This is a genomic window from Mesorhizobium sp. M1322 (assembly GCF_040318085.1).
GTDB lineage: Bacteria > Pseudomonadota > Alphaproteobacteria > Rhizobiales > Rhizobiaceae > Mesorhizobium.
Map to the genome: position 1 here is coordinate 51,774 of NZ_JAMYLP010000006.1, position 20,280 is coordinate 72,053.

The 20,280-nt window shown below is 59.4% G+C and carries 21 protein-coding genes; 10 read left to right on the forward strand and 11 right to left on the reverse strand.

Annotation, left to right across the window (positions count from 1 at the left end):
- Nucleotides 1-1,139 precede the first annotated feature (1,139 nt).
- The 4 genes from NKH12_RS03950 to NKH12_RS03965 all read left to right on the forward strand — a co-directional run bounded on the left by NKH12_RS03950 (nucleotide 1,140) and on the right by NKH12_RS03965 (nucleotide 5,184).
- Entirely contained in the window at nucleotides 1,140-2,009 is an 870-nt protein-coding gene (locus NKH12_RS03950) for an MBL fold metallo-hydrolase (RefSeq protein ID WP_352951961.1), read from the forward strand.
- Between the two features lie 354 nt (nucleotides 2,010-2,363).
- Nucleotides 2,364-2,816, forward strand: a complete 453-nt coding sequence (locus NKH12_RS03955) for a YidB family protein (RefSeq protein ID WP_352503351.1) — start codon at nucleotides 2,364-2,366, stop codon at nucleotides 2,814-2,816.
- A gap of 526 nt (nucleotides 2,817-3,342) precedes the next feature.
- Nucleotides 3,343-3,639: a hypothetical protein gene (locus NKH12_RS03960; protein ID WP_352884868.1), complete on the forward strand. Its 297-nt coding sequence runs from the start codon at nucleotides 3,343-3,345 to the stop codon at nucleotides 3,637-3,639.
- A gap of 624 nt (nucleotides 3,640-4,263) precedes the next feature.
- Nucleotides 4,264-5,184 carry an ArsR/SmtB family transcription factor gene (locus tag NKH12_RS03965; RefSeq protein ID WP_352884870.1) on the forward strand — a complete coding sequence of 307 codons (921 nt, stop codon included), beginning with the start codon at nucleotides 4,264-4,266 and terminating at the stop codon, nucleotides 5,182-5,184.
- A gap of 233 nt (nucleotides 5,185-5,417) precedes the next feature.
- Here NKH12_RS03965 and NKH12_RS03970 read toward each other — a convergent pair whose 3' ends face one another.
- The gene (locus tag NKH12_RS03970) at nucleotides 5,418-6,341 is read right to left on the reverse strand and encodes a glycoside hydrolase family protein (protein ID WP_352884871.1); all 924 of its coding nucleotides are present in this window, start codon (nucleotides 6,339-6,341) and stop codon (nucleotides 5,418-5,420) included.
- Nucleotides 6,342-6,741: 400 nt separating this feature from the next.
- Between NKH12_RS03970 and NKH12_RS03975 the strand changes: the two genes are divergently transcribed.
- Together NKH12_RS03975 and glf are read left to right on the forward strand one after the other, a co-directional pair.
- Nucleotides 6,742-7,914 carry a glycosyltransferase family protein gene (locus NKH12_RS03975; protein ID WP_352884872.1) on the forward strand — a complete coding sequence of 391 codons (1,173 nt, stop codon included), beginning with the start codon at nucleotides 6,742-6,744 and terminating at the stop codon, nucleotides 7,912-7,914.
- Between the two features lie 2 nt (nucleotides 7,915-7,916).
- On the forward strand, nucleotides 7,917-9,059 hold the full coding sequence (glf, locus tag NKH12_RS03980) for a UDP-galactopyranose mutase (protein WP_352884873.1): 1,143 nt from the start codon (nucleotides 7,917-7,919) through the stop codon (nucleotides 9,057-9,059).
- Between the two features lie 139 nt (nucleotides 9,060-9,198).
- On the opposite strand, the gene NKH12_RS03985 is transcribed toward glf, so the two are convergent.
- Both NKH12_RS03985 and NKH12_RS03990 read right to left on the reverse strand, forming a co-directional pair.
- Entirely contained in the window at nucleotides 9,199-10,365 is a 1,167-nt protein-coding gene (locus NKH12_RS03985; RefSeq protein ID WP_023677857.1) for a glycoside hydrolase family 1 protein, read from the reverse strand.
- 206 nt (nucleotides 10,366-10,571) lie between these two features.
- Nucleotides 10,572-11,096: a YciE/YciF ferroxidase family protein gene (locus NKH12_RS03990; RefSeq protein WP_352884881.1), complete on the reverse strand. Its 525-nt coding sequence runs from the start codon at nucleotides 11,094-11,096 to the stop codon at nucleotides 10,572-10,574.
- A 187-nt stretch (nucleotides 11,097-11,283) separates the two neighbouring features.
- On the opposite strand from NKH12_RS03990, the gene NKH12_RS03995 reads away from it, so the two are divergent.
- From NKH12_RS03995 to NKH12_RS04005, 3 genes are all read left to right on the forward strand, one after another.
- Nucleotides 11,284-11,526: a hypothetical protein gene (locus NKH12_RS03995; RefSeq protein WP_352473700.1), complete on the forward strand. Its 243-nt coding sequence runs from the start codon at nucleotides 11,284-11,286 to the stop codon at nucleotides 11,524-11,526.
- Nucleotides 11,527-11,824: 298 nt separating this feature from the next.
- Nucleotides 11,825-12,223 (forward strand): DUF2231 domain-containing protein, encoded by a 399-nt coding sequence (locus NKH12_RS04000; protein ID WP_352473698.1) that lies wholly within the window; start codon nucleotides 11,825-11,827, stop codon nucleotides 12,221-12,223.
- An 8-nt stretch (nucleotides 12,224-12,231) separates the two neighbouring features.
- Nucleotides 12,232-12,495 carry an SDR family NAD(P)-dependent oxidoreductase gene (locus tag NKH12_RS04005; RefSeq protein WP_352473697.1) on the forward strand — a complete coding sequence of 88 codons (264 nt, stop codon included), beginning with the start codon at nucleotides 12,232-12,234 and terminating at the stop codon, nucleotides 12,493-12,495.
- Nucleotides 12,496-13,649: 1,154 nt separating this feature from the next.
- On the opposite strand, the gene NKH12_RS04010 is transcribed toward NKH12_RS04005, so the two are convergent.
- From NKH12_RS04010 to NKH12_RS04025, 4 genes are all read right to left on the reverse strand, one after another.
- Entirely contained in the window at nucleotides 13,650-13,877 is a 228-nt protein-coding gene (locus NKH12_RS04010; protein WP_352884875.1) for a hypothetical protein, read from the reverse strand.
- Between the two features lie 394 nt (nucleotides 13,878-14,271).
- The gene (locus NKH12_RS04015; protein ID WP_352473695.1) at nucleotides 14,272-14,655 is read right to left on the reverse strand and encodes a hypothetical protein; all 384 of its coding nucleotides are present in this window, start codon (nucleotides 14,653-14,655) and stop codon (nucleotides 14,272-14,274) included.
- Nucleotides 14,656-15,561: 906 nt separating this feature from the next.
- Nucleotides 15,562-15,915, reverse strand: coding sequence for a hypothetical protein (locus NKH12_RS04020; RefSeq protein ID WP_023680319.1), 354 nt, complete (start codon nucleotides 15,913-15,915; stop codon nucleotides 15,562-15,564).
- Between the two features lie 320 nt (nucleotides 15,916-16,235).
- Nucleotides 16,236-16,427: a hypothetical protein gene (locus tag NKH12_RS04025; RefSeq protein ID WP_023680339.1), complete on the reverse strand. Its 192-nt coding sequence runs from the start codon at nucleotides 16,425-16,427 to the stop codon at nucleotides 16,236-16,238.
- 143 nt (nucleotides 16,428-16,570) lie between these two features.
- Between NKH12_RS04025 and NKH12_RS04030 the strand changes: the two genes are divergently transcribed.
- Nucleotides 16,571-17,080: a ferritin-like domain-containing protein gene (locus tag NKH12_RS04030; RefSeq protein ID WP_352457928.1), complete on the forward strand. Its 510-nt coding sequence runs from the start codon at nucleotides 16,571-16,573 to the stop codon at nucleotides 17,078-17,080.
- A 712-nt stretch (nucleotides 17,081-17,792) separates the two neighbouring features.
- Here the strand turns inward: NKH12_RS04030 and NKH12_RS04035 are convergent.
- From NKH12_RS04035 to NKH12_RS04050, 4 genes are read right to left on the reverse strand one after another with little or no spacing between them, the layout of a single operon-like run.
- A complete protein-coding gene (locus NKH12_RS04035; RefSeq protein ID WP_352457929.1) occupies nucleotides 17,793-18,557 on the reverse strand; it encodes a hypothetical protein in 765 nt (254 codons plus the stop codon).
- Nucleotides 18,554-19,438, reverse strand: a complete 885-nt coding sequence (locus tag NKH12_RS04040; protein ID WP_352884877.1) for a hypothetical protein — start codon at nucleotides 19,436-19,438, stop codon at nucleotides 18,554-18,556. The genes NKH12_RS04035 and NKH12_RS04040 overlap by 4 nt, the downstream gene beginning before the upstream one ends.
- Complete coding sequence (locus tag NKH12_RS04045) at nucleotides 19,435-19,830, reverse strand: phage holin family protein (protein WP_352457931.1); 396 nt, start codon at nucleotides 19,828-19,830, stop codon at nucleotides 19,435-19,437. Before NKH12_RS04045 ends, NKH12_RS04040 begins: the two co-directional genes overlap by 4 nt.
- A 4-nt stretch (nucleotides 19,831-19,834) precedes the next feature.
- Entirely contained in the window at nucleotides 19,835-20,182 is a 348-nt protein-coding gene (locus NKH12_RS04050; protein ID WP_352457932.1) for a hypothetical protein, read from the reverse strand.
- Between the last annotated feature and the right edge of the window lie 98 nt (nucleotides 20,183-20,280).

Consider the following 20,280-nt stretch of genomic DNA (forward strand, 5'->3'; position numbering starts at 1 on the left):
CCCGGGTAGGCCGTTATCGGGTACAGGCAAATACCCTCGAATCGATGCTCCGACACCCATAGCGGCACGCACCTCGTCGCGGCATACATAGTGGAGCCAAGCCGGCCCGCCGGATCCCTCTGATCCGGTCTCGGCAATGAACATCGGCTTACCGCACCGATGAGCAACCTCGAGCAACATTTCCGACAAAGCGCGGTACTCATGGTGTCCCATCGATATCGTCGGCCCGTTTATTTACCATTGATTGTGCGGCTAGAAATTCAGGCCCACGACAATCGACAACATCTTCGCTCCCGCCCAACTCAGGTTCGACGCGGCCCAGCAACATGTCGTAAGCTTCGAACTGCCCCTGACGGGCGTTTTCGGCCCGACCCCGTTCGCTGCGGGTCCGGTCACGAGGAGCGATTTGGATAAGGGGCTCGGCCCAGACAAATCTGCAGGCGGGGTCGATCTCCCGCATTGCACGAACACCCGCGATGGCAGCCTTCACGAGATGCCGCTTGAACCAGCACGTTTGTTCGGCCCCACGCGGGAAATAGCCGACCTCAACAGCCCATGCGAAAAAGGAGATCTAGTTGATGGGACACAACAGAGGCGGTGTTCCGGCGATCGAACGCTGTACCCTCACGGCTTCTGCCGCGAACGAGGCATAGGCATCGATGAAATGCAGCGATCGCTGATCGACATGGTCTGGAGATCCGTAATGGAAGATGTCCCAGATAACCTGGACACCTGCCGATCGGGCCGCCTTGACCATTGGCGCCCAACTTGACCAGTCATAGGCGAAGCTTGCGGAACCGGAGCCTCCACCTGGTGCTCGTCCATACGCCCCACTTCGCTCATTCGAAGTCTTCTTTCAGCACTCGGCTTCGAACTCGGCCGCCTTGTTAGGACCGGGAACCGCGTTGGCGAAATACCGCATCCAATGGGGCGCGCCATCTTCGTTGCTCAGTCCAGCTCGTCCTGGCGCGACCGGGTAATGCCGAACCGATTTGGTCGAGCCTTTGTTCCTGTGGTGGACTGTCCGGAGCTGGGTGGCGAAGGAGGAACAAGGAGGGCCGTGCCAAGTTCGGGGCGATATACCACCGCCGCCGATCGACTCGAGCGGCTGCTCAGCAACAAGAGAGGCACGGGATCACATGACCGTTCAGATTCGACTTTCCGAGATCGACCACGCCAGGCGCGAGGATCGTGGCGACGGCGCTTGGAGCATCGCACCGGACTTGGGCTATTTGCGCCTAGCAATCGTCAATGTCGTGTTCTTCGGCGCACCGGGCAGCGGAGATCGGAACTGGATGCTGATCGATACCGGGTTGCCGACGTCCCGCGGCAGCATTCTTGCGGTCGCGGAAAAGCGGTTTGGCACGAACGCACGGCCGGCCGCGATCATCCTGACCCACGGCCATTTCGACCATGTGGGAACGGTTCTAGACCTCGCGAATAGGTGGGACGTGCCTGTCTTCGCGCATCCACTCGAGCGCCCCTATCTGGACGGAACCGCGTCCTATCCGCCACCGGATCCCTGGGTCGGGGGTGGACTGATGGCGCTGCTTTCGCCGCTTTTTCCACGGGGGCCAATTGATCTTGGCAACCGTTTGGAACTCCTACCTGCCGACGGATCGATCCCCGGAATGCCCGGATGGCGATGGCTACACACACCCGGGCACGCTCCTGGGCATATCTCGCTCTGGCGCGAGGAGGACCGCTCGCTGATCGTAGGGGACGCTTTCATCACCACCGGTCAGGAGTCAGTCTATGAGGTCGCCGTTCAGGATCTTGAGATGCACGGTCCGCCGCGCTACTTCACGCCGGACTGGGATGCGGCGGAAAGATCCGTGAAGCACCTGGCTGCCCTGAACCCGCAGATGGTCATCAGTGGACACGGTGCGGCTGCTGCGGGAGTGGGCATGCGTCAAGCTCTTGACAGCCTGGCTGAGCGGTTCAGGGTGTTCGCCGTCCCGCCGAAATTGAAATTCGTGCGCGAGCCGGCGGCAGTCCTAGGTAGCTGAGGCTAACTGAGCCGCCGTCGTTCTGAAGTATGATCAAGTTGGGCAGACTCTATCTCTCGAGCCGGTAGAGTTACCCGTCGGGTCGCGCTTTCCATCGTCGCGACAAACTCTGACAAGCGGAACAAACCCGGGAGGCGCCGGGTTAGGGTCGCTCGATCGGCGCAGGGCGACTGCGGCCAAGCGCCCCGAAGTTCTGCGTCAGGAGAAGACGTCAGATGGAAAACGAGTACCCGAAGGACGCGTCCTCTCCGCCCGCGAGCCGACCGGCAATAAGTTGTTCGAGTCCACACGCGTCGGCATCCGCCAAGACTTGGCTTTGATTCGCTCATCGGCCAAAACCGTGGAGGAGACCAAATGGCAAATCTGGGAAGATTGGCGATCGCGATGCTTGGCGTTCTGGCATACCAAAACCGCGACAAGCTCTGTGAATTGATTCCGGGAGCGGGGTATCTTAACCCAAACGACCCGCAACGCAGAATTCTGGCTCAGATAACGAATGGCGTGTCGAGGGCTGACCTTGGTGAGATCCTCGACCGGTTCCGGGAGGTGGGGGCAGGATCGAAGGTCGACTCGTGGGTTGGCAGCGGGCCAAACCAACCGATTGAGCCAAGGGACGTCCAAGCGGCAATGGACGAAGGTACACTCACGTCCATTTCGATGCAGACGGGTCTTTCGCGCGAGGAGCTAATCAGAAGGATTGCGCGGGATCTACCCGAGACAGTCAACGAGATGACGCCGAATGGTGAATGGCCGCCTGAGCCGACACATGGCTTGGATAAGTCGACCCTGCTCGACAATGTATCCTAGGGGACACAGCCAGGAATGCAGCCGGCCAAGGCGAGATCCAGGGTGGCAACTCTACACGGGGGACGCTCCTGCGCGATCGCCTTCATCCGCTCGCGAACCAAGGGTCTGTTTCGAGCGCGCCGAACGCTCAACTGGCCGCCATCCTGAAAATGCGGCACCGCTGCATCGCGGCGCCCTCGCTCGCGTATATCGGTGAGCGGAAGAAGGCGCGTTCCTGGCTGGCCAGAGCGCTGGCGATCGATCCGGACGACTTCGTGACGCAGTACAACGCCGCTTGCATGTATTCCGTGCTCGGGGAAGTGGAGGAAGCGGTGCGGTACCTGGAAAGAGCCGTCGGAGGAAGCGTGAGTCAGAACGTACTGGAACGAATCCGTCACGAAGTCATTTCGACGCCATTCGCGATCACCCGCGGTTCGTGCAGCTTCTTAGTTCACTTGCCTTGTGACGCCACGACGATTCGATCGGGAGTCTTCATCGGTCCGTTCTTGCCGCCGCGCCTGGGCCTTGCACTGGCGGGCTGCCGGCCTTGCCTGCCGCCGGTGGTGTTTTCCCCCACATTTTGCTGCCGCTGCTTGTGCTGCTCACCTGGCCGCTCGCCATGGGCAAGTATTTCGCCCCGGCATCGTCTCTGCAGGGTTTGCTTCGTCGGCAAAGGACATCGCCAGCGGCCTCACAGCTGCGGTCGATCGCGGCCGAATCGGGATTGATGCTGGCCGACGCGCTGGCCGGCGGCCGCTTCACCCTGTTGATGCCTGCCGGCATTATTGCCGGCGCCGGCGACCGGTTGTTCGATGCGAAAGCCGAGGCTCTTAGACTACAATAGGAGATTCCTGGTTCCTTTGTCGATATCATCCCGCAGGCCGGCCACATGGTCCACCACACCGCACCGCTAGCTGTTCTCGCCATGGTGGACAGGGTCGCTGCCGCGGCCAGCATGAAGTAGGCCGGCACTGGCGCGATCCCGAAGAAGTGGAATCGCGATTTTCGGAAAAGATCATGCTCAAAAGCAATAGGTAGAACCCCGTCCCGACTCTATCGGGTGGCGAATCCGATGATTTACTTCACGGCGGCACGCACTTCAGCGAACCGCATCCTGTGCATCCATCCGCGCCGGTTCGGCTAACATCGACGTCGAGGTCCCGTATCTTGGGGATTTGGCCAGGGGAACGGCCCCAATTCCGTGTTCGGCTTCTGCCTCTCTTTGTGGCTGCCAGCATCTAGTCGTCTGCAAATCGAGGCCACGGACTGACAAGCACCCCCGCACTACAAGGAGCTGGCGGTCGGAGAACAAATGTAGACATGTCGCACCATCCTTGCGGGTACGGCTTGCGATGCATACTGACGGTCGAGGGCTTAATGTAACCAAATCAACGGCTCGGCGTTTCGGTCAGCGCCGTTGCAATGAGCGAAGCCATAACCTCTGTCACGAGCATAGACTGGCGATTTCATGAATCGCAATTTTCTGGTGATCGAACCTGAGGAAGGCATTGCCGTGCTCAAGGGGCTTGCCTCCTCGGCGCGGATCTCGATGCTGAAACTGCTGCATGAGAAGGGGCCGATGAATGTCAACGAAATCGCCGCCGTGCTGTCGCTTCCGCAGTCGACCGTCTCGACCAACATCCAGGTGCTGGAGGATGCGGGGCTGATCCGCACCGAGAGAGCGAAGAAAGGCAACCGGAAAATCTGCTATCCGACCGCCGAAAAAGTGCTCGTCGTGTTCAAGAGCGAATATCGTGCGGTCAAGAACGACGCGATCGAAGTGTCGATGCCGATCGGGCTTTACACCGGCTTCGAGGTTACCGCGCCCTGCGGCCTTTGTTCGCCGGACGGCATCATCGGCTTGCTCGATGTACCGAACACTTTCCTCGATCCGGATCGTATGAAAGCCGGGCTGTTGTGGTTCACCCGCGGTTTTGTCGAATACCAGTTTCCCAATAATGCCAAGCTCGCCGATGCCGAGATCACCGAGCTCGAAGTGGCGATAGAGCTGTCTTCGGAAGTGCCGGGCACCAGCGCCGATTGGCCCTCGGACATCACGCTGACGATCAATGGCGTCGATGTCGGCACCTGGACGTCGCCGGGGGATTTCGGCGACAAGCGCGGCGTCTTCACGCCGTCCTGGTGGAAACTCAAGGGTTCGCAATACGGCAAGCTCAAGAACTGGCGAATTGCCAATGACGGCACCTATGTCGACGGCCTCAGGATTTCCGAAACCGGCCTCGCCGCACTCGATCTGAAGAGCCATCATTCAATCCGCGTCCGTATCGGCGTCAAGGACGACGCCAAGCGCCCCGGCGGGATCAACATTTTCGGCAAGGGCTTTGGAAATTACGATCAGGACATTGTGCTCAGGATCAAAACCGCGTGAATCGACTGGCCGCGTTGCTGCGCTCAGTTACAGTTCATTGCTAGGCTAGGCTTGCAGCTGGCACCGCCGTCCATGAGGCGACCGGCTTGCCTGACGTGTATAGATCCCTCGTCGCAAGCTTTGCCCACTGGCTGCGAATCCCCTGCTACCCTCAATCACCAGTACAAAGGGATCCGTCCCACCAACCAACAGCCAGATTATCCTCCGTTCCGGCAAATGCCGGAACTTACCATCTAGGCAACTCTCGAAAGTATATGCCGATCCAGGTCACACTTAGCCAACCCGAACCGCCAGCGATGGTTCGTAGCCTCACGCCTGCTCTGGTAGAACAAGGTCAGTTGCCGGCCGTCGATCATCACCGTCGAATGGCCATTCTCGCCGGGCTCACCAGGGTCGAGAACGGGGCCAACGGAAACGTAGGGACCCTTGACATCATCGGCGATGGCGAAGAAGACGCGCTGCCGGCTGCCGCGCGGACCTTCGGGGAGGAAGCAGGTGGCGTTGAGAAGCACGCGACCGTCCGGCAGTTCGACGATCTGGGCGCCTTCGATCCCCCATTCGTAATCTGGGTGCTCGCGCGCATTGTGATGCGGCACGTCGAGATGATCGAGTATCTTGCCGAGACGTTTCCATGGCCCGAACCAGGAATCGGATTGGCTGCGCGCCAGATAGACATCAGGCTGAGGCACCCTGGTGAATTTGGGCATGCCTGAATAGACGATGTAGCGCTTGCCTCCGATGATTGCGGGGTGGGGATCGTAGATGCCGTCCTCATCGGTGTCGGGCAGCGACAATATCGCCGCATTGAGCACCACCCAATGAAAGCCGTCATTGGACACCGCGTGCTCGCAACGTCCGCCGGACTTCATGAATTCGGTCTGGATAAACATGTGGAAGACGCCGCACTCATGAATGACGCCGGGTGCCGCAACGCCCGATCCGGTAATCGGCAAGACGATCGGCTCGTGCTCTGTCCAGGGTCCATAGAGATCCGGCGCCGTGGCATGGAGTATTTTCCAGCTTTCGGTCGTGACCGTGCCGCTGGAGCCGAAGACGTGCCAGAGCGTGCCGTCGAAGACGGGACAGGGGTCCTTCAGGTCATCCACGGCCTGCGGGTGAAACAACGGAAAGACGTTGGTTTCAAAGTCGATCTTCATTCGCCAACCATTCCTCGATTCCTCGCGGGCTCCATTCAAATGAACCATCTGCGCGACTCAGATGAATCGATTCGCAGGCCTATTTATAGCTCCGCTGATGAACGGTTGTTGAACGATTGAAGGATTTGAACCGCTCTGTGGCAAAGGGCCACATTTGGGGAGCCCGACCTGACGCGATGGGCTTCATCATGTGGATCGAATGGGGGCGGCCGGCTCGCCCCTTCTCTGTCGAGCCGTCGCAAGTGGAGCGGACGGCTGGTCTCGCCCGAGACAGTTTGGAGCTATGGAACAACTTATCGGGATGGAAGTTATATAGAAGGCTGCGAACTTCATGTCAAAGCTGCCTCGATTGACTTTTGTTAGTCGAGGCATTTTGTAACTATATCGAAGGATAATCTACATGGAAATGGCGGCGGGCCGGGCCAAAACACCAAAAAACCCTGTACAACCGTCTATTTTAATTTGCTTTTCACACCTCCGATGGAACTTCGTATATCAGAGACCACAACACATTCTGACCCTGGCGTCAAAACAGCAACAGCTAATTTACTTCGAAGAGCCGATCTTCGATGAGAGGAACCACCCTTCGATGCGGGTGCACAATATTACCCCCAAGATCAGAATAGTGACGCCGCTGATCCCAGTTGGTACTTCCGCGACCAGGGCGGACGCAATCCAGCGCAGGTTCGTCGATCAGATCCTCGCCTCCACGCCGCATGACCGATTGACGACCTGGTATTACACGCCCATGGCGCTACGCTTCAGCGATCATCTCGCCTGTGACGTCTGCGTCTACGACTGCATGGATGAACTCTCCGCGTTCAAAGACGCTCCCGCAGAGTTGACGCAGTTGGAAAAGGCGCTGTTGCAACGTGCCGATGTCGTCTTCACGGGCGGGCAGAGCCTCTACGAGGCCAAGCGCAGCTTGCATCGGGCGATCTTTCCCTTCCCGAGCAGCATCGACGTTACCCATTTCCATCAGGCTAGGGCGCCAGGTGAAGACCCGTTCGATCAGGCCGACATACCTCACCCGAGGGTGGGGTACTTCGGGGTCATCGACGAACGGCTCGACCTTGAACTTATCGCGCATGCGGCTGCGGCAATGCCAGACGTGCATTTTGTCATGCTCGGCCCTGTCGTCAAGATCGATCGGGCGAGCCTTCCCACGGCAGGCAACCTGCATTGGCTGGGCGGCAAGTCCTATGCAGACCTGCCGAACTATCTCAGGCATTGGAGTGCCGGCTGGATGCCGTTCGCGCTCAACGAAGCGACCCGCTACATCAGCCCGACCAAGACTCCCGAGTTTCTTGCGGCAGGGCTGCCGGTGTTGTCCACGGCGATCGTCGACGTTGTGCGTACCTACGGCGTCGAAGGCCTTGTCGAGATTGTCGAGGCGGAGGACATCGAGGCCAAGCTTCGCTCGATCCTGGCCCACCCCCGCGATTTCCTGGTGAAGAAGGCCGACGCCTACCTCGCCGACATGTCCTGGGAGAAGACCTGGAGCGCGATGGCTGCCCACATCGAGCGCGCCCATGCGATGAAGAGCGTCGTCCCATTCCTGAGGAGGGCGTGAGCGTGTTCGACTGGTTGATCGTAGGGGCCGGTTTCGCCGGCAGTGTGCTGGCCGAGCGTATCGCATCGCAACGGCAGGAAAGCGTCCTGATCATAGACCGACGAAATCACGTCGGCGGCAATGCCTATGACTGCTACGACGAGGCGGGAATACTAATTCACCGTTACGGGCCTCACATCTTTCACACCAACGCCCAATCGATCGTCGACTATCTGTCGCAATTCACGCAATGGCGGCCTTACGAACATCGCGTGCTGTCGCTTGTCGATGGAAAGCTGCTGCCGATACCGATTAATCTCGACACCATAAACCGCCTCTACGGCCTTGAATTGACGTCCGAGCAGCTGCAGGACTTCTTCGCTTTCCGACGCGAAACGGTCAAAGAAGTCCGCACCGCCGAGGACGTCGTGGTGAGCACAGTAGGCAGAGAGCTCTACGAGAAATTCTTCCGCGGCTACACGAGGAAGCAGTGGGGTGTCGACCCTTCCCAGTTGAGCAAGTCAGTGACGGCGCGAGTCCCGACCCGGACCGATCGCGACGATCGGTATTTTGGCGACAGCTTCCAGAACATGCCGGCAGGCGGGTATACGCGCATGTTTCAGCGCATGCTGGATAGTCCCAAGATCAAGATCATGCTGCAGACCGACTACCGCGAAATTCGCGACAAGATCGCCTTCCAGCAGATGATCTATACCGGTCCGATCGACGAGTATTTCGACTGGAAGCTTGGTCGCTTGCCCTACCGTTCGCTGCGCTTTGAGCACACGACGCTGGATTGCGAGCAGTTTCAACCGGTCGCCGTCGTCAACTATCCGCAGACGGAAAAATACACACGGATCACCGAGTACAAGCATCTGACCGGTCAGCAGAGTCCGAAGACCAGCCTCACCTACGAATACCCCACCGACGTCGGAGATCCTTATTACCCGGTGCCGCGGGCCGAAAACGAGGCTTTGTACAAACGATACGAAGCTTTGGCCGCGGCGTGCCCGGAGGTCTGGTTCGTCGGACGTCTTGCAACATATCGCTATTACAATATGGATCAGGTGGTCGGCCAGGCATTGGCTACGTTCGGGCGCATTCAGACACGCCTGCCAGCAAACGGGATGCTCGTCACGCCGACGCAGCGCGAGGCGGCCGAGTGAATGATGCGCCGGCCTGACCGGCGTCGGGCGACCCACGGCCAAAGAGACCAACGATGTTTCTCGGCTTCTCGGCGAACAGCTCTAGATATGCTGTGCTGTTGATGCAGCTGAAAAGCGCGCACTGTTCGTATCAGCGAGGCTATAGCGCGCTTGCTTGTTGTTCCTCAAACGCCAAGAACGATTGGCGCTGGCGCTCCAACTCGTCCGCAAGTGGCTTGCGAACAGTGCGCGAGCCGTCCGCATGAATGGTGGAGAACAAGCCGACTTCGGCGTGGCGCGAATTGTCCCAACCTGGGTAGGCCGTCACCGGGTACAGGCATATACCCTGAACAGGTGCACCGAGGCTCGTCGCATCGCGCACTTCGTCGCAAACGTAGTGAAGCCAGGCTGGCCGGCCTGAACCTTCGGCGCCGGTCTCGGCGATGAACATCGGCTTCTTGTATCGTTCGGCGACCTCGACCAGCAATTCCGAAAGTGCACGGTATTCGTGGTGCCCCATCGGTATCGTTGGGCCATTCAAGTACCATTGGTTGTGCGGATAGAAGTTGAGGCCGATGACGTCCACAACGTCCTCGCTGCCGCCCAACTCCGGTTCCACGCGCCCGATCAGCATGTCATACGCCTCGAATTGGCCCTGGCGAGCATTTTCGGCGCGCCGCCGCTCGGGGTGAGTACGGTCACGAGGAGCAATATGGATCAGCGGTTCAGCCCAGATGAACCTGCAGCCGGGTTCGGCCTCCCGCATGGCCCTCACGCCGGCGACCGCTGCCCTGACAAGGTGTCGTTTGAACCATCCACGCTTGTTCGGCCCGACGCGGGGGAAATAGCCGACCTCCACAGCCCATGCAAAAAACGAAATCTCGTTGATCGGGCACACCAGGGGAGCCACCCCGGTAGCGGAGCGATGAACCCGAACAGCTTCCGCGGCGAAACGGACGTAGGCCTTGATAAACCCCGGGCCACCTTGGTCGATATGGTCTGGCGAGCCATAGTGGAAGATATCCCAGATAATCTGCACCCCGGCCGCCTGGGCTGCTTCGATCGCCGACGTCCAACTCGACCAGTCGAAGACTCCGGGCGCTGTTTCAATCAGGTGCCAGCGCAAGCCGTCGCGGATCGTGCGAAGCCCAAGCTCGGCACAACGGCGATAGTCGGCATGTGCATGGATGTCATGTGAGGTCGCGCGGATCAGATCAAGACGGGCCCCGTCGGCGCGCCTGTGGGAGGAACACTCGAAACCAGCCATGAAAAAGCTGTCGAACCCGGAAGAGCCTGCCGTGGGCCGACGAGCGGTATCCTCGTTCATACCAACATCCTGTCGCCCAAGGCGTGGGCAAGTAATCGCATTCGCAGTCCCCCATTGTCAGTTCCGGTGGGCTAGTTGAAGCCGGTCGGCCACCACCACGTCGACGGCTCGGCGGCTGCGGTGTACACGTGTGCCTGGATTGGCGAATACAACCAAGCTCCAATCCAGTCTGCCGGGGGCCGCGGTCGCGTCGATTCGATCCGAAGTTATGCGGCCTGTTGCATCGCCCGTTCGTTGACGCCTGTTTCGCCTAGTCGGGTGAGCGCCTCATCGGTTGCTTTTTCTTCCTTGAGCGTCTGTTCGAGTAGCGGGACGGCGTCTTTCAAGCCAAGTAACCCGGCCCATGTGACAAGAGTCCCGTAGCGCGCTATTTCATAATGTTCGACGGACTGGGCTGCAGCCACGAGACCCGCGTCCAATGCCGGAGCCTCCTCGAATTCCTCCAAAATCTCCTGTCCTTCTTCGATGATGCCGTCGATCGCCGGGCACGTTTTCCCTTGGGCTCTCTTGCCAAAGGCGTCGAAAACTTGCTGCAGGCGCTCGATCTGCCCTTCCGTCTCGTCACGATGTTTTTCGAACGCCGCTTTCAACTCTTCGGACTCCGCGCCCTTTGCCATTTTCCGGAGCGCCGTCAGAATTTTTTGTTCGGCGTAGTAGATGTCTTTCAGACCATCATAGAAAAGGTCTTCCAAGCCCTTGGAGCTGCCCTGAGAGCTTTTTTTCGTCGCCATTGTCATCTCCTCTTTCATTTCTATCGACGCATGCATGGCTCTAACTGGACCAGTCTCTTGTTGTTCCTTCGGCGACGGCACACCGGCAGCCAACAGCGAGCGACGGTCGGGTTGACCGCTGATTTCAGTCCGCCGCGCCAGCAGCGGCTTGAGCATCTCGGCTGCGCTCCATTGCGGAAGTTCCGGAATGAGGATCGTCTGCCTGAAGGGTTTCCGCTGTCATCGAGTCCTTGCGGCCGCATTTTTCGCAACGGACCTTTGCCCGCACCTGATCAAGGTTCCCGATCTCTTCTCGGAGTTCGAGAGGGTTGGAGAAGCGCTTAAGGCGTTGGCGTCCCGGATCATTGCAAATTACATGGCCGGACTAGTGGACGAGGAAGAACTACTGTCGGCTTCCCGGCAGGCGCTTGGACGGCAAGTGCAGACCTGAGCGAATCCCCTGGCTAGAATTGGTCCGGAACCGTACAATAGCAAATCGTCAGCAATACAACATGGCCGCTGACGCTTGGGAGCGACTGTCGCACTCTTGGCCCAATACGAGGCATTGGTGTAATGGCGGAAGAACAAGGGCGGCTCGGCCCGAAATCTGAAATCGTCAGCGAGCTCGCGCGAGAGTCAGGCGTATCCGAACACCACATACGCGAGATAATGTCGCTGGTCGGCTTCGATCGCGGCTCAATCCTGAGGGAAGCTCGTCTCCTCAAAAAGAACAAGTAGGGCCGGCGGTTTTGCACGGCGTCGGCGGCATCTGGTCCACCGGAAATGCATTCTGGGCCGAAGCATCCTTCTGGTTGCTCGGCTTTGTCCTGTTGATGAGCGCTGCCGCGGCGCTGGCCGGCTTTACCGATTTTCTTGGAAATTCAAGGGTGCGGTCCATCAATGCAGCGAGGCACCATATGGTCGGCAATGTCGTGGCCATGGTGCTGGCGCTGGCCAGCTTCATGCTGCGCCTAAGCGCCGGTGCCGCCGAGGGCGCCTTGCCCTGGGGCCTGGCGCTATCAACGATTGTCGTTCTGCTGCTCGTCTACACCGGCTGGAAAGGCGGAACGCTTGTCTACGAACACAGGGTAGGCCTCCATCCCGAAGAGGGTGAGGATCTCAACTCCCGCCCGGAATTATCCCGATAGGTTGACGAATGGCCGAACTGCGGGGAGCCGTCGTCGTGGTCGCCGGCGCCTCGAGCGGCATCGGCAGAGCGACTGCTCTGGGTTTGGCGCGCAAAGGCGCACGGCTAGTGCTGGTCTCAAGAAACGCGGACGCACTCGACAAGGTCGCCAAGGAGTGCGCCGGCTTGGGCGGTGAGGCGCTGACCTTTGCCACCGACATGGCGGACGATGCGGCCGGTGGAGAATGCGCAGCTTTGCCGTGTCGCGTTTCGGCAGGATCGACGTGTGGGTGAATTGCGCCGCAGTCCTGCTTTTCGGCCGCTTCGAGGAAATCCCGCCGCATGTGTGATCAGGACGTTTCTGGTGGATGGCGCCGGTACTGAACAAAGCTTGTGACCAGTCGGATGCGGTGAGTGGAAGAGCCCGCCGGCTTCCCCAGCCCCCTTGGGGTGCAACCTGTAGTGAATGGACTGGAAGACAATCTTGCCGTCCTGAATGACGGAACTGTCGGCGCCCTCAATGGCGTCGGACCTGGACGAAGTTGCCGACCAGATCAGCAGTGCATAGGGGCCGCGGACCTGTTTTGCGATGTAGTTGAACTCACCTTGAGGCAGCTGCTCGCGCAGGCGTTTGGACGACAGGCGGACGGCATCATGGCCTCTAAATTCGAATTCGCGGTCAAGAGGACCACGTCCACAGCATAGTTGCGCCTAAGATCCTCCTCGATGTCGCCAGCGGCGCGAAGCCTCAGATGGTCTTCGAAAACCCCCTCTGCGGCCGAGCACGTCATGTCTCCTTTGCAGTACCGGAAAGGCCGTGGACAGCCGTCTCGTCCTTCGCGATGCTGAACGGATGCGACCGCGGTTTGTTCCTGAGGCCAACATGCGCTGGAGCCGGATTGCCTTGTACCCCCGATCACAAACGAATGAGAACATTCAATCGGGGTCCTCATGGCTTCCGCCATCGACATTCTGGCATGCTGACCAGCGACGAGGTCGGCAATTGTCCAGGACTAGAGCGGCCGGCCAGGTGCGCTTGCAGCGGTGCCGGGGGGACCTCACGCTCCAAGGCCGTCCTGGCCTTCGCCAGCGACAACCACAAGGCCTGCAAAAAAGCTTCATCTGCTTGCGGTGTTAATCCGACCTCCTTGCAATGTTCAACGATCCTGTCCTGAATCGACACTGCGGTTTCATACCGTTGGACAACCCTTGCCAGAACGTCCTGACAGGTGCCAATCGCCACCTCCCGAATGTGGTCAGCGACGGGAGAGAGGGCAGCACGGGTGACATCATGAGCAACGGGGCGTCCCGATCAGTCGGATGTATTCCGCCTCGGGCTGCCCATAAGAACGATCCGCCAACGCGCGTCTATAGCAATAGCTTCAGCCTTCAATTGAACAAGCAATCGTGCGGGGACTGGTCCTCACCCATGACCAGGGCTGATCCGGTCATACCGTCAAAGCCAATAATGCCAACCTCGGCCCCGACCTCAGCCCGAAGCTTCGCCACCATTGACCCGAGACCGCTCTCGAAGAAATCGAGGTGTCAATCGGGACCGAGGCCTGCTCCAGGTGCGTCGTCAGTCCCAAGTGACGGCCTTCGAGGTGAGGCTGCAGCAATGTCAGATCCGGCGCGCTCAGGCGCCGCAACAGTTCGTTCTTGAACGAGGTTTCCATCTGCGCTGTCTCCCGATCGGGGCGGAAGCGCGATGGTCGCTCACAGCTGACGACGCCCTAACAATTGTCGACAGTCAGGGGAAAGTATACCTAAAAGGGCCGGGAGTCTCAAAAAGCTACTATGCTGACCAGAGAAGCTCGTCACTTTGGCGATCATCAAGATGCTGCTAACAAGCAGTGTCCACCTCTACTGGTCGAAGGTTGCCTTCGCAATCTGGTGTGCGTCTTTTTTCGAAGCATACGGCCCCAAACTGATTCATCCTGTGGGGAAGCCAAGCGGTATCGACGCTGCCTGAAAACTTACGCGCAAGCGCTCCACACTTTCGGGCGGCGCTTTGTCGATCGCCCAGAGTAGCCAAGCACCCCTTCTTTATCCCATAGTATTCGTCTTCGCCTATTGCTCCGGAACGGCAGAGGTTTGCGGACGATTTCGTGCTGCTTCGGCAATTTCCGGGATGTATTTCGTCGCGGTGCAGCTTCGGTTCACATTGGCGCGTGCGTCGAATACCTCTTTCTCGCAGACCCGCTTGGCGAGCTCGATAGGCACATGAACTGCCAGAGGCACTTCCACCTCGGAGATTCCAAGCTCCCGTGCGATCTGCTGTTTCACTTCGTGCCTGCCAAGCGAAACGTCGACGCCGACATCCTCGGCATCTTCGGTTGTCGATGATGCGCCTTGCCCCGGAAGATCTTGCTGCTCGGTCTGAGCAAATGACTGCACGGCAAAGAGTTGCAACGCGAACACGGCGAGCGGCAAAATTCGTTGGAATACTCTCATGCCTGGCTCCTGCAGGTGCCTTTAACAACGGCAAAGTGTTTGAAGCGTTCCAGAGGCGGGGATGCGCGCGCTTAGCGGCAGTCGAGGCGGGTTTTTTCTGTTGGCGTGGAATACGATATGGCGACCATGGTTGGGTGCCGACAGCCGACTGTGCTGGCACATCGGAGTGTAGGAAGTTGCCTACCGAGAAAGAAAGACAAGCCAGGAGACGAGCGCGCCTCGGATGCTGCACGAGGATTGACCGACATTGAGCCTGCGGCACGAGACGCAAAGACCGCGGCTTCGGGAGCAGCGCCTGAAGGCCGCACTTGCTGTGACGTCGGCCCGCGGCATCTAGGCTCTGCAGCTCTCTAGGCTCAGAACGTCGTGCACCCAAGTTAGATCCTGCTGCAGCAGTCAGGACTACCCCAGAACGAATATGGCCAGCAGGGCAACAAAGAGAACAAGGGCGATCGCGGCGCCCCAGATGAGGACCTTTCCGGTGCCGCGTTGCTCTTCCTCGCGAGAAACGTCTTTCGCCATTCCATGCATCCTTTGCGAAGGTCCAAACTGAGCAACGTGCCGTGCCAGGCTGTTCCCAACGCTCTCGGAGCCAACTTGGTGTCAGTCCAACTGCCGGTTGCCGTAGGGCTTCTTCGCTCCAGCGCTATCGGCAATACAGCGCGGCTCTCCTCTGAGCGCGACCGCAGCTCCCTTCAGGCAAGATGCGCGAGCAGACGGATATCTATCTGACCGAAAGCAAAAGAAACCACGCGTGCCCCACTGAAAGCACAAGCAAGCGCAAAGGTTCCTGAACTGATGCTCGGCTGGCGGGAACTTGCTCGCCAGCCGAGTTGAGTTCAGGCGGTGGTCGGGGGAGATCAGCCAGCCACACGCTGGTGATTCCAACCTGAGCCGATGTGCCAATCAGCAACCTTCGTCGGTCTTTTTCACCTGGCCCGGCGCGGCGGTGTTGGCTGCCGTGTCCTGCTGACCAGGCGCCGCCTGCTGAGCGCTGCCAGTCTGCTGGCCGGGCGCGCAGTCCCTGGCCGAGTTCGGATTCGTGGTGCCGCTGGTGGTCGTCGTGTCGGTGCCTTGATCGCCGGACATGTTGGTCCCGCTGCTCGTCGTGCCGGTGCCCTGATCCGTCGTGCTGGGCATGGTCGTCGTGGTCGAGGTTCCGCTCGTCGAGGTTCCGCTCGAAGTTCCGCTGGTCGTCTGGGCAAAGGAAAGCCCGGCCGACACCGCCAGCACGGCCGAAGCCAAAAGGATGCGTTTCATCTTCTTTCTCCTGTCTGAATGCGCGGGATGCGCCTGGCAAATTGAACAGGCAGACAGAAGGAGTGTTCCCCGATGACGTTCAACTTTTGTAACTCTGGTCGTAGGTCAGCCTTAGGATGGCCGGCGTATATTAGAACCTCATGACGGCGGCTCGAGTCGAAAAGCAATCAACGAGCGGAGAGGCCGTCGCGTTCCTTGTGACTGCGGTGGCGCGGTGAGGCACAAGGCTCAATGCGGAGCGCCAGCGGCCGCGATCAGCGCCTCGTCGAGAATCCACTTCAGCTTCGCCGAGCGCTGGTAGCTTCATCTGCTTGCCGTTCTTACTTGCCGGGAACGACATGCAGCGGTCGCAGTATGCCATGCGGGACCTTCAATATGTCGCCGTATGTCGCCGCGTCGGATGGCCAGGAAGCGGCCAGTGCCAGTTGGACTTTGTGATGGAGCGGCGCAGCGGCGAGCGTCCACGGGCCGTTTTCCTTGCGCCGATCTTCCGCGATCTTGGCCTTTTCCACGCATCGCTGCAGGATTTTTCGCGAGGTGAATTGAGACCCGCCACGACGCTGATCTCTGCGACGGTCAAGGCCCGTTCGGCGGGCTCTACTCCGGAACAATGTCCTCTTCTGAAAGTTTCCTTAGATCGCAAAGGAGATTCGAGATGTCAGAAAGCCGCGAATGGTTTGTCCAATGGCTTAGAGATGCCCATGCCATGGAAGAGCAGGCCGAAACGATGTTGAACGGGCAGTTGGGTCGCATCGAGAACTATCCCGAGCTGAGCGACCGGATCCGACAGCACCTCGACGAGACGAAGCAGCAGGCTGCCCGGCTGAAGACTTGTCTCGATCAGATGGACGAGGGTTCATCCACGATGAAGGACGCTGGCGGTAAGCTGACGGCGATGGCGCAATCGCTGAGCGGCGTCTTCGCTGGAGACGAGGTGATGAAAGGATCGCTCGCGAGCTACACGTTCGAGCACATGGAAATCGCCTCCTACACGATCCTGATTGCCGCTGCTCGATCGCTCGGCGAAACGGAGGCTCTTCGGGTTTGCGAAGAGAATCTGCGAGAGGAAGTCGCGATGGCGGATTGGCTGAAAACCCGTCTTCCCTCGACGACCGAGCAGTTCCTTGCGCGGGCCGAAGCGGACAGCGACAGCGCCAAGCGGTGATCGGGTAGGAACGTAGTGACCGTGAACTGGGTGATCGGGATTCGTCCGCTAGCGCGTCCCCTTCGTGAAGGCTGGACGACGAACACGCCTGGCTGTAGCAGGCGGTTGTCGAGCTGCGCATTTCGAGAAATTGCAACGACGAGCGATGCTAATATTGCGGCGTCGTCACTTAGAGAGTTGAAGCGTTCGTCTGCGCAAGCCTGGTCGAATACGCATTGGCACCAGCCAAGATCGGAAGGGCTAGCGCAGCGCTCGGCGAGATCAAGCTTGAGGGGGCGTGTTAAAACGTTCGAAACGAGGTCGCGATAGCGGAATGCCCGAGAACACTCGTCCCTGATCACTGAGCAGTGCGTGCGCGGGCACCGGCAGCGCCAAGCCGGATCGAAGAAAGTTCGTCCTGACAGCGGACAGAGCGCGCCGTTGCGCTCACGTTATGGGGTCGGCAGCACTTGCACGGTTCGGGGTGAATTCCGCTTCAGCCGGTCGCTGGCGGTTTCGCTGAAGGCCGTGACCGACCGGCCGACGATCATCATGCTCGAAGGGGTTGACCGCTTTGTCCGATCTTCTCCGCCGTGCGCATCGTCATCGCGCCGTCCGTGGTTCCAGAATATGCAATCCGATGGCTGAACTCGTCGGGACTCGATAAATGTGAGCGCGGCATCATACTTTGCCTTCAGGACGACTGTTTCTCTGCAATGACCTCTGTCTACGCTCATCCAGTTCGGTCGGTGTCCATCCGGTCATTCAGACGTCGTTGATAGGCAAAGCCGACAGCCGCGGCGACTGCCAAACCCGCCGCCGCCAGAAGGAGTTTGTCCTCGGTATGCTCATTGCCCGATGCGTCTTGAACAGCTAACGAAGCTTCATCGAAGGGTGCGGATGCTTTTGCGACAGTCTCGCCCTGGTGCGGCCCAACGCCGCTATGGCGGATACCCGCAGCCAGACGTTCTGTCTTCTCTTTAACAGTTTCCTTGGCCACGCCGGTCAACTCGGCAGCTTCGCGTTTTATTTTGCCAGCCGTTTCAAGAGCGAAATCACTGACGCTTTCCGCCAAATCGCTAGATTGCTCCTTCAGGCGCTCCTTGGCGTACGATAGGTGATCAATCTGCTGCTCGCCGGGTGGCCGGGCTGAATTGGTCCGCAATAAGCTGATCAATCCCGCTCCGACGAGTGCGGTTGCGATCGGCGGATGGCGGAGGAAACGCCACCCCAAACCGGCCCCTATCGCCAAAGCAGCGCTCGGATTGGCAGCCGCCTTGGCCTTGAGATCGTCAATAATCGCCTGCGCCACCGATTGCATTGAGGATCTTGCTTTCTCCACCAGCGCATCCTTTGTCTCAAGCGCTTCGTGTTTCAAATCATCGGTAAACTCGGACAGCATGTTTGGCGACCGAAGTGTCGACAAGTCGTCGGCGAGCTTAGCCCGGGCAGCCTCAACTTCGTATTCAAGATGCTCAAGTTGCGGATCCGCCATCATAAATCTCTCTTGCCACCGGGGCGGGCAGGTTTGCTCGACCGAGCGTTGCCCGCCCGCTGCGATTTGGCCGTTATTCCTTCCGAAGGGGTGGCGCTGCCCGGGTGCAGCTTGGCGGCCGGACTGGATGGACCGCTAGATCCACGTGGGCTTGGCGAAGACGGCTGCACGGATTCACTTGATTGCTGTTCTGATAAGGCGCTTCCAAAGGTGCCCGCAACGTCCTTTGCGACCTCCTTGAGGCCGTCCGAATTCAGCCCATGTTCCTCGGCGGCGCTTTTGAGCCGTTCGCCCGCCTTTGCTGTCGAGGACTTCAAGCGTTCCCCAGCTTTTTCAGCAGCATCCGTCAATCGCTCTCCTGCTGGGCCGAGCGTGCGCCTCTCGAGATCGCTGGCCGGCAAAGCAGCAGCTATAGCGGCACCAGCTGCGAAGCCGGCCAGAACAAAAGCCAATGGCTGTTCTTCCACCATGCGGCCAATCGTGTCTTGCAACGTTGATTGGGCTTGCTGCACCACGCGCCCTGACTTCTCGGATACGGAGCGACCGGCCTGTTCTGCGTATGACGCGGCGGATGATGCGTACTGACTTGCGGTTTCACTCACCTTCTCCCCAATGCCGGCTAAATTGTCGCGCATGGCCTCTGCTGTCTCGCTAGCCTCTTCCTGCGCTTTGGACGCCCCGCCGCTGGCGGTGCGTACGTGCGGAGCATTTTGGCGCCCGTCGGTTGCACGGGATTGCTCGCGATGCCCGGCACTTGAACTGCGGCTGCGCATTAGCAGCGCGCACCCTGCTGCGACGAGCAGAAGGCCTTCGGGATTGTTCCTAGCGGAGCTGAGAAGCCATTCTTTCGTTCCAAAATCCTGGACCTGTGAATTGCGGCTCATGTTAATTGCTCCTTGGTTGTCGCAATATCCTGCTTTATTTGGCTTATGGAGTGTGTCGGCAGAAGTTCTTTTTGCGCATCAGCGCGGCCCCGATAGTAGGCGAAAGCAGCGGCGAGGGCCGTTGCGGCCGCGACGATCAGACACGACCAGTGCAGGGCCATCCCTAAGCTGGCTATTCCAAGTACGAGGGCTTGCACTAGAAGCAGAGCGGCGACCACTCCCAGCACGCCAGCAGCAGACATCCACACACCTGCTTGGAGCTTCGTTGAGACGTTGGCGGACAGCTCCGCATGCGCCAGGCGCAACTCTTTTTGAAAGAGGTCCGCGACGTCCGCCAACACTGCCGACAGTGCTTGAGGGAGAGGCGAATTCTTCAGTTGTTCCTGTGCCATCAGATCAGTTCGCTCCCTGCCGCCTTCCCTTGTTGGACTCTGGTGCGGGAGGCGCGCTCTTCAGTGTGCGGAACGTCAAAAAGCCCGCTACGGCGGCCAGCCCAAACACCAAACCCGGCTTGCGCCTCGCCAAATCGGACGCTGCAAGAACCAGCTGATCGACGGACCTGTCTCGCAGGTCGTCTGCGTATCCATCAAGCCTATTCGCGAAGGTGCGCACGACCCCAGCGACTATCGGTGCGTTTGCGTCGAGGTCCTCGGCCGCACGCTTGGTCGAACTCGCCAGTTGGCCCATCACCTCGGCGCCGCTGCCGACCTGACGGTCCAACATCTCCTTCACCTGATTGGTCACGGTGGACGCGCCACCAACGGCCGCCCGTTTGGCGGTTTCCGCTGCCCCTTGCGCTATGTCGGACGCTTTGGATAACGTGCCGCTTACGGTCGCTCCTA

What these genes read in the sequence shown, in the direction of transcription:
- NKH12_RS04010 (WP_352884875.1), bottom strand. Translation starts at nt 13,877, where the DNA reads ATGGAAACCTCGTTCAAGAACGAACTGTTGCGGCGCCTGAGCGCGCCG.
- NKH12_RS03990 (WP_352884881.1), bottom strand. Translation starts at nt 11,096, where the DNA reads ATGGCGACGAAAAAAAGCTCTCAGGGCAGCTCCAAGGGCTTGGAAGAC.
- NKH12_RS03950 (WP_352951961.1), top strand. Translation starts at nt 1,140, where the DNA reads ATGACCGTTCAGATTCGACTTTCCGAGATCGACCACGCCAGGCGCGAG.
- NKH12_RS03965 (WP_352884870.1), top strand. Translation starts at nt 4,264, where the DNA reads ATGAATCGCAATTTTCTGGTGATCGAACCTGAGGAAGGCATTGCCGTG.
- NKH12_RS03985 (WP_023677857.1), bottom strand. Translation starts at nt 10,365, where the DNA reads ATGAACGAGGATACCGCTCGTCGGCCCACGGCAGGCTCTTCCGGGTTC.
- NKH12_RS04005 (WP_352473697.1), top strand. Translation starts at nt 12,232, where the DNA reads ATGGCCGAACTGCGGGGAGCCGTCGTCGTGGTCGCCGGCGCCTCGAGC.
- NKH12_RS04040 (WP_352884877.1), bottom strand. Translation starts at nt 19,438, where the DNA reads ATGAGCCGCAATTCACAGGTCCAGGATTTTGGAACGAAAGAATGGCTT.
- NKH12_RS04030 (WP_352457928.1), top strand. Translation starts at nt 16,571, where the DNA reads ATGTCAGAAAGCCGCGAATGGTTTGTCCAATGGCTTAGAGATGCCCAT.
- NKH12_RS03995 (WP_352473700.1), top strand. Translation starts at nt 11,284, where the DNA reads ATGAGGATCGTCTGCCTGAAGGGTTTCCGCTGTCATCGAGTCCTTGCG.
- NKH12_RS03970 (WP_352884871.1), bottom strand. Translation starts at nt 6,341, where the DNA reads ATGAAGATCGACTTTGAAACCAACGTCTTTCCGTTGTTTCACCCGCAG.
- NKH12_RS04020 (WP_023680319.1), bottom strand. Translation starts at nt 15,915, where the DNA reads ATGAAACGCATCCTTTTGGCTTCGGCCGTGCTGGCGGTGTCGGCCGGG.
- NKH12_RS04035 (WP_352457929.1), bottom strand. Translation starts at nt 18,557, where the DNA reads ATGATGGCGGATCCGCAACTTGAGCATCTTGAATACGAAGTTGAGGCT.
- NKH12_RS04045 (WP_352457931.1), bottom strand. Translation starts at nt 19,830, where the DNA reads ATGGCACAGGAACAACTGAAGAATTCGCCTCTCCCTCAAGCACTGTCG.
- NKH12_RS03955 (WP_352503351.1), top strand. Translation starts at nt 2,364, where the DNA reads ATGGCAAATCTGGGAAGATTGGCGATCGCGATGCTTGGCGTTCTGGCA.
- NKH12_RS04015 (WP_352473695.1), bottom strand. Translation starts at nt 14,655, where the DNA reads ATGAGAGTATTCCAACGAATTTTGCCGCTCGCCGTGTTCGCGTTGCAA.
- NKH12_RS03975 (WP_352884872.1), top strand. Translation starts at nt 6,742, where the DNA reads ATGGAAATGGCGGCGGGCCGGGCCAAAACACCAAAAAACCCTGTACAA.